This window comes from Synechococcus sp. WH 8101 (assembly GCF_004209775.1).
Lineage (GTDB): Bacteria > Cyanobacteriota > Cyanobacteriia > PCC-6307 > Cyanobiaceae > Synechococcus_C.
This window is the reverse complement of the sequence record NZ_CP035914.1, coordinates 1,547,967-1,560,184: the sequence shown is the minus strand read 5'-3', so window position 1 is coordinate 1,560,184 and position 12,218 is coordinate 1,547,967. Positions and strand designations below refer to the sequence as shown.

The 12,218-nt window shown below is 64.2% G+C and carries 10 protein-coding genes; 8 read left to right on the top strand and 2 right to left on the bottom strand.

The genetic code is table 11. The annotated features are described in order from the left end of the window. Positions 1-8: 8 nt before the first annotated feature. Both SynWH8101_RS08185 and SynWH8101_RS08180 read right to left on the bottom strand, forming a co-directional pair. A complete protein-coding gene (locus SynWH8101_RS08185) occupies positions 9-260 on the bottom strand; it encodes a hypothetical protein (protein WP_130129342.1) in 252 nt (83 codons plus the stop codon). 46 nt (positions 261-306) lie between these two features. Continuing rightward, positions 307-2,058, bottom strand: coding sequence for an ABC transporter ATP-binding protein (locus SynWH8101_RS08180; RefSeq protein ID WP_130129341.1), 1,752 nt, complete (start codon positions 2,056-2,058; stop codon positions 307-309). 178 nt (positions 2,059-2,236) lie between these two features. Here SynWH8101_RS08180 and trpD point away from each other — a divergent pair, with 178 nt between their 5' ends. The 8 genes from trpD (at position 2,237) to SynWH8101_RS08140 (ending at position 12,217) form a co-directional block, all read left to right on the top strand. Continuing rightward, positions 2,237-3,283: an anthranilate phosphoribosyltransferase gene (gene trpD, locus SynWH8101_RS08175; protein WP_130129340.1), complete on the top strand. Its 1,047-nt coding sequence runs from the start codon at positions 2,237-2,239 to the stop codon at positions 3,281-3,283. Between the two features lie 34 nt (positions 3,284-3,317). Continuing rightward, positions 3,318-4,472: a glutamine-hydrolyzing carbamoyl-phosphate synthase small subunit gene (carA, locus tag SynWH8101_RS08170; RefSeq protein ID WP_130129339.1), complete on the top strand. Its 1,155-nt coding sequence runs from the start codon at positions 3,318-3,320 to the stop codon at positions 4,470-4,472. 83 nt (positions 4,473-4,555) lie between these two features. Continuing rightward, positions 4,556-4,903: an STAS domain-containing protein gene (locus SynWH8101_RS08165; RefSeq protein ID WP_130129338.1), complete on the top strand. Its 348-nt coding sequence runs from the start codon at positions 4,556-4,558 to the stop codon at positions 4,901-4,903. 1 nt (position 4,904) lies between these two features. Further along, positions 4,905-5,315 (top strand): ribonuclease III domain-containing protein, encoded by a 411-nt coding sequence (locus tag SynWH8101_RS08160; RefSeq protein WP_130129337.1) that lies wholly within the window; start codon positions 4,905-4,907, stop codon positions 5,313-5,315. Between the two features lie 12 nt (positions 5,316-5,327). Then, positions 5,328-6,776 carry a 23S rRNA (guanosine(2251)-2'-O)-methyltransferase RlmB gene (rlmB, locus tag SynWH8101_RS08155; RefSeq protein ID WP_130129336.1) on the top strand — a complete coding sequence of 483 codons (1,449 nt, stop codon included), beginning with the start codon at positions 5,328-5,330 and terminating at the stop codon, positions 6,774-6,776. A gap of 88 nt (positions 6,777-6,864) precedes the next feature. Then, complete coding sequence (locus SynWH8101_RS08150; protein WP_130129335.1) at positions 6,865-7,113, top strand: DUF1816 domain-containing protein; 249 nt, start codon at positions 6,865-6,867, stop codon at positions 7,111-7,113. 30 nt (positions 7,114-7,143) lie between these two features. Further along, positions 7,144-8,607 carry an Asp-tRNA(Asn)/Glu-tRNA(Gln) amidotransferase subunit GatA gene (gene gatA / locus SynWH8101_RS08145; protein WP_130129334.1) on the top strand — a complete coding sequence of 488 codons (1,464 nt, stop codon included), beginning with the start codon at positions 7,144-7,146 and terminating at the stop codon, positions 8,605-8,607. Between the two features lie 88 nt (positions 8,608-8,695). Then, entirely contained in the window at positions 8,696-12,217 is a 3,522-nt protein-coding gene (locus SynWH8101_RS08140) for a DNA polymerase III subunit alpha (protein WP_130129333.1), read from the top strand. The last annotated feature ends 1 nt before the right edge of the window (position 12,218 follow it).

Genomic DNA, 12,218 nt, shown 5'->3' with positions numbered 1-12,218 from the left:
GCTCGACCCTAGGAACCCTGCACCGGCTCCAGCTGAATGTGGTTCAGCAGGGTGGTGACAAAGGCGAAGAGCAGAAACGGCAGGCTGAGCACCAGGATCAGGCCCACGCCCACCAGGGCGAAGATGGGCCGGCTGGCTCCCATCAAGCCGAGGCCGGCGGCCAGGCTCACGAAGATCACCGCCATCCAGGCCAGGATCTGGAGATAGATGTCGCCGAAGGTGAGGGTGCAGCGCACCGCGAACGGGGTGCCGGGCGTCATGGGCGGCAGGCCATGGGTCTTCTCCAGCTAAGCCGCGCCCGGGCCGTCAGGCCACCGCTTCGAGACGTTCCGCAGCCTGTTCCCGCTCCCAGAGGCGTCGATAGGCGCCGTCCTCCTCCACCAACACGCTGTGATGACCTTGCTGCACCAGCTGACCGTCTTCGATCACCAGGATCCGATCGCAGGCTGCAGCGGCGGAGAGTTGATGGCTGATCATCAGAATCGTGCGCTGCCGCTGGGCGCGCACCGACGCCAGGATTGCCGCCGCCGTGTTGTTGTCAACACTGGCCAGGGCATCGTCGAGCACAAGCACCGGAGACGACATGATCAGGGCCCGCCCCAGGGCGGTGCGCTGCCGCTGGCCGCCGCTCAGGGTGATCCCCCGTTCACCCACCAGGGTGTCGAAGCCATCCGGAAAGCCGCGCACGTCATCCAGCAGGCGCGCTTCCGCTGCCGCCGCCTCCACCGCTTCCAGGGGGGCGGATGGTTCGCCGTAGCGCAGGTTGTCCGCCAGGGTGCTCGTGAACAGATACCCCTCCTGGGGCACCAGGGCGATGAGGCTACGAAGGTCTGTGAGGCGCAGCTGGGTCACGTCGCAACCGTCGATGAACAGCTCCCCCTCCGGCACAGTCACCATGCGGCCGAGGGCCCGAGCCAGGGTGGTTTTACCGCAGCCCACGGGGCCCACCACCGCCACCAGCTCGCCGGGCTCCACCACAAACGAGAGGCCGTTGAGTGTGTCGCGGTTGCTGCCGTCGTAGCGGATGTGGAGGTTTCTGGCTTCGATCCGTCCCCGCGCTGGCGTTGTTGGTTGCTGGGGTGTGATCGGATCGCTGATCTGAGGCTCCCGTTTCAGCAGTTCCTCCACCCGCTCCAGACTCACCTGACCGGTCTGGAAGGTGTTGAGGGTGAAGCCCAGCAGGGCGGTGGGGAACACCAGCCGCTCCACATAAAGAATGAGGGCCACCAGGCCGCCGATCGTGAGACTGCCCCGCTCCAGCTGGCCGCTGCCCAGGGCAAGCAGCAGCAGCAGTGAAATCGAGGAGATGCCCTCGAGCAGGGGGAACAGGGTGCTGCGGGTGCGCGCCAGGTGGATGGCGGAATCCCTGTAGCGCAGGTTCCGTTCCCCGAAGGCGGCCTGTTCCTGAGGCTCCTGTCCGTAGATCTTGATGGCGGCGATGCCGGAGAGGTCTTCCTGGATCAGATCGCTGAGGCCGGCCAGTTCCTCCTGCTGGCGCCGCTGCTGGCGCATCATCCGCCCCCCGAACAGACGCACGGCTCCGAGCATCACCGGATAAAGGGCGATCGCCGCGACGGTCAGCCCTGGATCGATCGCCAGCATCGCCGGCAGGGTGAAGGCATAGGCCAGGGCGGTGTTGGTGAGGCTGAGCACGGCGAAACCAAGCAGGCGTCGCACGTTCTCCACATCGCTGGTGGCCCGGCTGATCACTTCGCCGCTGCCTGTCTGTTGCACCCAGCCCGGTTCCTGCTCGAGCATCCGTTCAAACAGTTTCTGGCGCAGGTCCACCTCCACCTGGCGGCCCACGCCGAAGACGAGCTGCCGCGAGATCAGCCGCACCACGGCCATGGTGCTCGCCAGGAGCACGATCCAGCCCGCCTGACGCAGCACATCGCTCACCGCGAAGCCGCCTTGGAGCTCGTCGATGATCCGCCGCACTTCGAGGGGAATCGTGACGCTCAGCACATTGACGATCACCAGGGCCACAGCGCCGAACAGGACGGTGCGGCGATGGGGCCTCAGATATCGGCCGATCAGGTCAATGCGAAAGGCTGCCATGCAGTCGGCGGTGCAGGCTTCAACTTAGGAAGCTGTTGGGCTTGACCCGGAGTTTGCGTCGGGGGCCGCCGGAAACGAGTGGGGCGTTCTGGCCAGATGATGCTTTTTGAGGGATATTGGAACAGTCCCCATCACCCGGCCCGGCGTGCTTCGCACCCGGGTTTTTTTCTGTCTGCCCATGGCCACTGCCTCCGCCCCCTGGCCCCGTTTGCTCGATCGCCTGCTCGAGGGTGAGCAGCTTCTGCCCTCGGATGCCGCGGCGCTGATGGAGGCCTGGCTGGCGGAGGAGCTCACCCCGGTTCAGACCGGAGCCTTCCTGGCGGCCCTGCGAGCGCGGGGGGCGCAGGGGGGAGAGCTGGCGGCCATGGCCGAGGTGCTGCGCCGGGCTTGTCCCCTGCCCTGCGCCCGCCCCGAGGGCCTGCTGGTCGATACCTGCGGCACCGGTGGTGATGGCGCCGACACCTTCAATATCTCCACTGCGGTGGCTTTCACCGCAGTGGCCTGCGGCGCGGTGGTGGCCAAACACGGCAATCGCAGCGCCAGTGGTCGGGTGGGCTCGGCCGATGTTCTGGAAGGCCTGGGGTTGCACTTGCAGGCTGACGCCCGCCAGGTGGTGGAGGCGCTGCCCGCCGTGGGCGTCACCTTTCTCTTTGCTCCGGCCTGGCATCCGGCCCTGGTCAATCTGGCGCCGTTGCGGCGCAGCCTTGGCGTGCGCACCGTGTTCAACCTGCTCGGTCCGCTGGTCAATCCCCTTCTGCCCGATGGTCAGGTGCTCGGTGTGGCCCGCGCGGATCTGCTTGATCCGATGGCGGAGGCCCTGCAGCAGCTCGGGCAACGGCGCGCTGTGGTGGTGCATGGCGCCGGCGGTTTAGATGAAGCCTCCCTGGCCGGCCCCAATGCCGTGCGCATCGTGGAGGAGGGCCGGATCCGCGCCGAAACCCTGGCGCCCGGAGATTTCGGCCTGCGGGAGGCGCCGTTGTCGGCCCTCAAGGGCGGAGATCTGGAGCTGAATCAGGCGATCCTGCGCGAGCTGTTGCAGGGGCGGGGCAGCGAAGCGCAGCGGGATGTGGTGGCGTTCAACACGGCGCTGGTGCTCTGGGTGGCTGGCGTGGAGATGGATCTGCGATCCGGTGTCGATCGCGCCATCACCGCCCTGGCGGAGGGGCGAGCCTGGAAGCGTCTGGAGCAGCTGCGCCAGGCGCTGGACCCCGCCGAGGAAGAATGAGTTCACGACTGTCGCCGAAGGGAGCGCGCTGCCGATGACTGTTGCTGATTCAGGCGCTCAGGCCAGAGCGACGGCGCGACTCGTTCTGGCCGATGGCACCGTGTTTGAAGGGCTGGCCTGCGGTGCCCGGGGGTCGGTGGTGGGCGAAGTGGTGTTCAACACCGGCATGACCGGGTACCAGGAGGTGCTGACCGACCCCAGTTATGCCGGCCAGCTGGTCACATTCACCTATCCCGAACTGGGCAACACCGGCGTCAATCCAGACGATCAGGAGGCGGAGAGGCCCCACGCCCGAGGACTGATCGCTCGGCAGCTGGCACCCCGTCCCAGCAACTGGCGCTGCCATCAGACGCTGCCCGACTGGCTCGACGCCCATGGTGTGGTGGGCATCCATGGCATCGACACACGGGCCCTGGTGCGTCATCTGCGCGAGACCGGTGCCATGAATGGCGTCATCAGCAGTGATGGGCAGTCGCCCCAGGCTTTGCTCGACACCGTGCGCTCCGCTCCGTCGATGCAGGGGTTGAACCTGGCCGATCAGGTTTCCACCGAGCATCCCTACACCTGGACAAGCGCCTGTTCGGCCGCCTTTGATCAGCGGTTGCAGCCCTCGCCCTCCCAGCGGTATCGCGTTGTGGCGATCGATTTCGGCATCAAGCGGGCGATTCTCGATCGGTTGGTGGGCCATGGCTGCGATGTGACCGTGATGCCTGCCGATGTCGATCTAGCCACGGTGCTAGCCCAACAGCCCGAAGGGGTGTTCCTCTCCAACGGCCCTGGTGATCCCGCCGCTGTGACCAACGGCATCGGCCTGGCCCGCGACCTGCTGGCTGAGAAGAACCTGCCTTTGTTCGGGATCTGCCTCGGCCATCAGATTCTCGGCCTCGCCCTGGGGGGCTCCACCTTCAAGCTCACTTACGGCCATCGTGGTCTGAACCATCCGTGCGGCACCACCGGACAGGTGGAAATCACCAGCCAGAACCATGGCTTTGCTCTCGATGGTGCATCGCTCGATCCTGAGGCGATCGCCATCACCCACTTCAACCTGAACGACCGCACCGTGGCGGCCATGGCCCATCGTCATCAACCGGTTTTCGGGGTGCAGTACCACCCGGAAGCCAGTCCAGGTCCCCACGATGCCGACCATCACTTCGCTCGATTTGTGGCGTTGATGGCGGAACGGCGCTGAATCGTGGTGTTCTGCGGTGAGGATCCCTACACTTCGGCACAACACTTTCGAGGGGGTCTGGTTCCATCACTGAACTGCAGCGATTGACCGTTTCTCTGCGCGGCGGTTTCGAGCAACGGGACCGTTGCCTGGTCTTCCATTTCACCGGCCAGCTGGACGCCTATTCCGAGAAGCAGTTCCTGGCCTATGTGGGCGACGTGCTGCAGACCAACAAGTCTGCTGTCGTTGTGGATCTGAGCAAGATCGATTTCATCGATTCCTCCGGTCTGGGGGCGATGGTGCAGCTCGCCAAGCAGTGCAACGACGGGAAGCGCAGCTTCCTGGTGGTTGGCAATGCCCGGGTGATTCAGACGGTGAAACTGGTGCGTCTGGAGGAGTTTCTCCATCTGGTTCCCGATCTGGAGAGCGCCATGAATCAGCTGGCGGCTTGATTTGAGCGACTGGATCCGTGCCCAGGCGACCCAGGTCGGCATCGCCGATGGTCTTGGGCCACTTCAGCTGGCCTGGCTGGGTGATGCGGTGTGGGAACTGCATCAGCGCTTGCGCCACTGCCGGCGTCCGGGACGCTCCGATGACCTGCATCGGGCGGTGGTGGCGGAGGTGAAAGCAGCAGCCCAGGCCGATCTGCTCGAGCGGCTTGATCCCCTGCTCACCGACCAGGAGAGGGATTGGGTGCGCCGGGGGCGGAATCGCGCCGGTCGTGGGCCCCGGCGCGGTGAGGCGTCGATTTATGGCCGGGCCACGGGATTTGAGACAATGGTGGGCTGGCTCTTTTTGCAGAATCCGGCGCGGCTTGCCGAGCTTTTGGATCGACTCGAGGAGACCGACACCGCCCTGCCATAGACCGTTCTGCCCATGAGCTTCCGTTCTGATCGCCGTTCGCCAGGAGGAGCGGGTCGCTCCAGTCGTCCTTACCGCAGCCGTCGCGATGGGGCTGGCCAGGGCGATGACCGACCGCCCAGCGATGGCCGCCGCGAGGACCGCTATCGCCGCGACCGTGCCGACCGAGGTCGCCCGGATCGGGAGCGCCCGGATCGCGAACGCTCGTTTCGGGAGCGCCCCAGTCGCGATCGATTCGATCGGGGTCGCCCGGAGCGTGACCGCCCCGATCGCTTCAACCGAGAGGAGCACTCCCCGCGGGAGCCGCGTTGGAATCAAGAGGGCCGTTCTGATCGAACAGGTCGCTTTGATCGGGATCAGCGCAAGCCGATGTCTTCTCGCCCAGAACGCTCCCGCCCCGACTACCGCCGCGGACCCCAGCGTGCCGGTTGGACCCCACCGGAGCGCGCCGCTGCGCCTGCGCTTGCGCCTGAAGCCAGCAGCCATGCGGCCGAGCCGCCGGCCGATGATCTGCTCTGGGGTCGACACGCCACCCAGGCCGCGCTGGAGGCGGGACGGCCGATTCATCGCATCTGGTGCACCTCCGACATGCGCAGTGCGCCTCGATTCATGGGCCTGCTGCGGGAGGCGAAGGCCTCTGGAGTGCTGGTGGAAGAGGTCACCTGGGCCCGGCTGGGCCAGATCACCGGCGGTGCGGTGCATCAGGGCATCGCCCTGCAGACCGCCGCTGCGGAAACCCTCGATCTCCCGACCCTGATCGAAGGTTGTGCCTCCCTGGGGGAACCCCCCCTTCTTCTGGCTCTTGATGGCCTCACCGATCCCCACAACCTGGGTGCGATTGTTCGATCTGCCGAGGCTCTCGGCGCCCACGGTGTGGTGTTGCCCCAGCGACGCAGTGCCGGTCTGACTGGATCGGTGGCGAAGGTGGCGGCTGGGGCGCTGGAACACCTTCCCGTTGCCCGGGTGGTGAATCTGAATCGTTCCCTCGAAAGCCTGAAGGATGCGGGGTATCGGGTGGTCGGTCTGGCTGAAGAGGGGGATCTGACCCTGGCCGAGGCTGATCTGGAGGGGCCCCTGGTGGTGGTCACCGGTTCGGAGGGTGATGGCCTCTCGCTGTTGACTCGTCGTCACTGCGATCAACTGATCCGCATTCCTTTGCGCGGGATCACCCCGAGTCTCAATGCCTCGGTGGCCACGGCACTGTGCCTCTACGAGGTTGCCCGCCGCGGCTGGATGAAGGATCTGCGCGGTCAGGCCCCCTCCCCTGCGATCCGGCGCCCCCGCTTCAGCAACGCCGCCCAGGCGCCCAACCCCGAGGCGCCCAACCCCGAGGCGCCAGCGCCCGAGTCTTCACCGGCAGAGGGTTTATCGGCAGACGTGGTGCACCTCGATCTGAATCGGACGGAGCAAGACAACGCTTCGGCCCCTTCGCCAGCTGTGTTTGACGGCAGCATCGAGCTCTGATTCGGATCCGATCCGCTGTTTTCCTCGGATCGGCGGGTCCCATCGCCGCGGAATCGGGCCAAAATGACGAAGACATGCCACCCGCTCCATGGGCCCCCTGATTCGGCCGCTGCGCACCCTTGCCAACGGCCTCGGCATGGCCTGGTGGGCAAGAATTCAGACCCATGGCCCCGATGTCACCTACTGGTTCGGTCCGTTTGTGACCCGCACCAGCCTGGAGCGGGAACTGCCGGCGTTCTTGGAGGATGTCTCCTCCGAATCGCCTCAGTCCATCGATCACAGCCTGCTGCGCTGCCGTCGCGGTGAACCCTTCACCATTGCGGTCGACAACGGCTGATAGCGTCGCAACTGCATCACAGCCCTGCCGATGGCGATCGCCGAGTGGCGTCAGCAACTTGAATCTGGTGAGGTGTCCGCCCGGGAGCTCACCGATCATCATTTGGCCCGGATAGCTGCGGTGGATCCCAGCCTCCACGCCTTTCTCGATGTGACGGCCGAGAGGGCTCGTGCCGATGCGGATCGGATCGACGCGGCACGTCAGGCAGGTGAGACTCTGCCGCCGCTGGCCGGCGTGCCCTTGGCCATCAAAGACAACCTCTGTACCCGGGGTGTGCGCACCACCTGCGCCAGCCGGATGTTGGAGCACTTTGTGCCGCCCTATGAATCCACCGTCACCGAGCGTCTCTGGCGCTCAGGTGCCGTGCTTCTCGGTAAAACCAATCTCGATGAATTCGCCATGGGTGGATCCACCGAGACCTCCGCCTTTGGTCCCACGGGCAATCCCTGGAATCTCGAGCATGTGCCCGGCGGTAGCTCCGGGGGCAGTGCGGCGGCGCTGGCCTCGGGTGAATGCATGGCTGCTCTCGGTTCAGACACCGGCGGCTCGATTCGTCAGCCCGCCTCCTTCTGTGGTGTGGTGGGTCTGAAACCGACCTATGGCCGAATCAGCCGCTACGGGCTGGTGGCGTTTGCCAGCTCCCTTGATCAGGTCGGTCCGTTCACCACAACGGTGGCCGATGCCGCCGCCCTGCTCCAGGTGATGGCCGGCCCGGACCCGCGCGATTCGACCTGCCTGCGGGCAGCGGTGCCCGACTACAGCGCCACGCTGGCTGATCCGATCGATGGCCTGCGGGTGGGCCTGGTGCGTGAATGCTTCGATCAGGAAGGTCTGGATCCGGAAGTGAAAGCTTCGGTGATGGCCGCGGCGGAGCAGCTTCAGGCTCTCGGCGCCGAATTGGTGGATGTGAGCTGCCCTCGCTTCAACGATGGCATTGCCACTTATTACGTGATTGCCCCCTCGGAAGCGTCCGCCAATCTCGCCCGCTACGACGGCGTCAAATATGGCTATCGGGCCGAGGACGCCGACAGCCTGGCCGGCATGACGGCCCGCAGTCGCGCTGAAGGATTCGGGGCCGAGGTGCAGCGCCGCATCCTGATCGGCACCTACGCCCTCTCGGCCGGTTATGTGGATGCCTACTACAAAAAAGCGCAGCAGGTGCGCACCCTGATCCGTCAGGACTTCGATGCGGCCTACCGACAAGTGGATGTGCTGCTGACGCCCACGGCTCCCACCACATCGTTCCGTCGCGGTGCCCATGCCGATGACCCTCTGGCGATGTATCTGGCCGATCTGCTCACCATCCCGGCCAACCTCGCCGGCCTGCCGGCGATCAGCGTTCCCTGTGGCTTTGATGAAGCCGGACTACCGATCGGTGTTCAGTTGATTGGCAATGTGCTTGAGGAGCCCCGTTTGCTGCAGGTAGCCCACCAATACGAACAGGCGGCGGCCGTGATGCAGCATCGTCCTGAGGGGGCCCTGATCCCGGGCTGACCCAGCCCCGGGGCGGTCAAGGCGCCAGATCTGGTGTCTGACCTCAGCCCCTGACCCCCTATCTTGCGCCGCCCCCTAGGCTGGGGTTATGGCATTCGTTCCCCTACACAACCACAGCGACTACAGCCTGCTCGATGGCGCCTCCCAGTTGCCCCAGATGGTGGAGCGCTGCAAGGAGCTGGGCATGCCGGCGCTGGCCCTCACCGATCACGGCGTGATGTATGGGGCGATCGAGCTGCTCAAACTCTGCAAAGCCGCAGGCATCAAGCCGATCATCGGCAATGAGATGTATGTGATCAACGGCTCGATCGAGGATCCCCAGCAGAAGAAAGAACGGCGCTATCACCTGGTGGTGCTGGCTAAGAATGTCACCGGCTACCGCAATCTGGTGAAGCTCACCAGCCTCAGTCATCTGCGCGGCATGCGCGGCAAAGGCATTTTCTCGCGGGCCTGCATTGATAAGCACCTGCTCAAGCAATACAGCGAAGGTCTGATCATCGCCACGGCCTGTCTCGGCGGCGAGATTCCTCAGGCGATTTTGCGTGGTCGTCCGGATGTGGCCAGGGATGTGGCCCGTTGGTATCAGGAGGTGTTCGGTGATGATTTCTACCTTGAGATTCAGGATCACGGTTCTCCCGAAGACCGCATCGTCAATGTGGAGATCGTGCGCATCGCCAAGGAGCTGGGCATCGGTCTGATCGCCACCAACGATGCCCACTACCTCACGCGCCACGACGTGGAGGCCCACGACGCCCTGTTGTGCGTGCTCACCGGCAAGCTGATCAGCGACGAGAAACGCCTGCGCTACACCGGCACGGAATACATCCGCAGCGAAGAGGAGATGGGGCGTCTCTTCGCTGACCATCTCGCGCCGGAGGTGGTGCAGGAGGCGATCACCACCACGGCGTTGGTGGCCGACAAGGTCGAGGATTACGACATTCTCGGCCGGTACCAGATGCCGAGGTTCCCAATCCCGGAGGGGCACACCCCGGTGAGTTATTTGCGGGAGGTGTCGGAGCGTGGCCTGCGCGAGCGCCTGGAGCTCGATGCCGATGCGGTGATCGCCCCCACCTACGGCGAACGGCTCACCTATGAGCTGGGAATCATGGAGCAGATGGGCTTCCCCACCTACTTCCTGGTGGTGTGGGACTACATCCGCTTTGCCCGCGACCAGGGCATTCCGGTGGGACCGGGCCGTGGATCTGCGGCAGGCTCTCTCGTGGCCTACGCCCTTGGCATCACCAATATCGATCCGGTGAGCAATGGCTTGCTGTTCGAACGTTTCCTCAACCCGGAGCGTAAATCGATGCCGGATATCGACACCGATTTCTGCATTGAGCGCCGTGGTGAAGTGATCGACTACGTCACCCGCCGCTACGGCGACGACAAGGTGGCGCAGATCATCACCTTCAACCGCATGACCTCCAAGGCGGTGTTGAAGGATGTGGCGCGGGTGCTGGATATCCCCTATGGCGATGCCGACCGACTGGCGAAGTTGATCCCGGTGGTGCGCGGTAAGCCCGCCAAGCTCAAGGCGATGATTGGAGAAGAGTCTCCGAATCCTGAATTTCGCGACAAATATGACAAGGATCCGGTGGTGAAGCGCTGGGTCGACATGGCCATGCGCATCGAAGGCACCAATAAAACCTTCGGTGTGCACGCGGCCGGGGTGGTGATTGCCGCTGACCCGCTGGATGAACTGGTGCCCTTGCAGCGCAACAACGACGGCCAGGTGATCACCCAATATTTCATGGAGGATGTGGAGTCGATGGGACTCCTGAAGATGGATTTCCTTGGCCTCAAAAATCTCACGATGATCGACAAAACTCTCGAGCTGGTGGAGACCAGCCTGGGAGAACGGATTGATCCCGATAAACTGCCTGCCAAGGATCCCGACACGTTTGCTCTGCTCGCTCGCGGTGATCTGGAAGGTATCTTCCAGCTCGAATCAACGGGAATGCGGCAGATTGTTCGCGATCTGAAGCCCTCGTCGCTGGAGGACATTTCGTCCATCCTGGCGCTTTATCGCCCTGGCCCTCTCGATGCCGGCCTGATTCCGAAGTTCATCAATCGCAAGCATGGGCGCGAGGCGATTGATTTCGCCCATCAATCGCTAGAGCCAATCCTTCAGGAAACCTACGGGATCATGGTGTATCAGGAGCAGATCATGAAGATCGCTCAGGATCTGGCCGGTTACTCCCTGGGCGAGGCCGATCTGTTGCGTCGCGCCATGGGCAAGAAGAAGGTGGCGGAGATGCAGAAACACCGCAGCATTTTTGTGAAGGGCGCCTGCGAACGCGGTGTCGATGACAAGGTCGCCGATGAGCTGTTTGATCAGATGGTGCTCTTCGCGGAGTATTGCTTCAACAAAAGCCACTCCACGGCCTATGGCGCAGTGACGTATCAAACCGCCTATCTCAAGGCCCACTACCCAGTGGCCTACATGGCGGCCCTGCTCACGGTGAATGCCGGTGCCAGCGACAAGGTGCAGCGCTACATCGCGAACTGCAATGCCATGGGCATCGAAGTGATGCCACCGGATGTGAATGCATCGGGCACCGATTTCACTCCCACCGGCGATCGCATCCTTTTCGGTCTCTCCGCGGTGCGCAATCTCGGTGACGGTGCGATCCGGCAGCTGATCGCCTCCCGTGAGACGGATGGTCCGTTCCAGTCGTTGGCCGATCTCTGCGACCGTTTGCCCTCATCGGTGCTGAATCGCCGCAGCCTTGAATCTTTAATTCACTGCGGTGCGATGGATGCCCTGGCGCCCGAGGCGAATCGGGCCCAGTTGATCGCCGATCTTGATCTGTTGCTCGATTGGGCCTCGTCCCGCGCGAAGGATCGCGATAGCGGCCAGGGCAATTTGTTTGATCTGATGGCGTCCGCCGCAGACAGTGCGGGATCGGGCCCTGCGGATCTCAGCCTGGCCCCCAAGGCTGCCCCCGTTCCTGACTACCACCCCTCCGAAAAACTGCGGCTTGAGAAGGAACTGGTGGGCTTTTATCTGTCCGACCATCCGCTCAAACAGCTCAGGCCACCGGCCAGGCTGTTGGCTCCCATTGGCTTGGCAAGCCTGCAGGAGCAGGCCGACAAGGCCAAGGTCAGTGCGATCGCGATGGTCAGTGAGCTGCGTCAGGTGACCACCCGCAAGGGTGATCGCATGGCTGTGCTGCAGCTGGAGGATCTCACCGGCAGCTGCGAAGCCGTGGTGTTCCCGAAGAGTTATGCCCGTCTGGCCGATCACCTGATGGCCGAGGCCCGTCTGCTGGTGTGGGCTGCGGTGGATCGCCGCGATGAGCGGGTTCAGTTGATCGTGGACGACTGCCGCGCCATCGATGATCTGCGCCTGTTGCTTGTGGAGCTTGATCCTGACCAGGCCAGCGATGTGGCGGTGCAGCACCGGCTGCGGGAATGCCTGCAGTCGCACCGGCCCCAACAGGATGAGTTGGGGGTGCGCGTTCCTGTGGTGGCGGCCGTTCGCCAAGGACCCCAGGTGCGTTACGTGCGCTTTGGACCCCAGTTCTGTGTGCGCGATGCGGCCCTGGCCGCCAGCGATCTGTCTGCAAAGGCCTTCACAGCGCGTTGCACCGATCCCCTGCTCAGTTGAT

What these genes read in the sequence shown, in the direction of transcription:
- SynWH8101_RS08185 (WP_130129342.1), bottom strand. Translation starts at nt 260, where the DNA reads ATGACGCCCGGCACCCCGTTCGCGGTGCGCTGCACCCTCACCTTCGGC.
- SynWH8101_RS08180 (WP_130129341.1), bottom strand. Translation starts at nt 2,058, where the DNA reads ATGGCAGCCTTTCGCATTGACCTGATCGGCCGATATCTGAGGCCCCAT.
- trpD (WP_130129340.1), top strand. Translation starts at nt 2,237, where the DNA reads ATGGCCACTGCCTCCGCCCCCTGGCCCCGTTTGCTCGATCGCCTGCTC.
- carA (WP_130129339.1), top strand. Translation starts at nt 3,318, where the DNA reads ATGACTGTTGCTGATTCAGGCGCTCAGGCCAGAGCGACGGCGCGACTC.
- rlmB (WP_130129336.1), top strand. Translation starts at nt 5,328, where the DNA reads ATGAGCTTCCGTTCTGATCGCCGTTCGCCAGGAGGAGCGGGTCGCTCC.
- SynWH8101_RS08150 (WP_130129335.1), top strand. Translation starts at nt 6,865, where the DNA reads ATGGGCCCCCTGATTCGGCCGCTGCGCACCCTTGCCAACGGCCTCGGC.
- gatA (WP_130129334.1), top strand. Translation starts at nt 7,144, where the DNA reads ATGGCGATCGCCGAGTGGCGTCAGCAACTTGAATCTGGTGAGGTGTCC.
- SynWH8101_RS08140 (WP_130129333.1), top strand. Translation starts at nt 8,696, where the DNA reads ATGGCATTCGTTCCCCTACACAACCACAGCGACTACAGCCTGCTCGAT.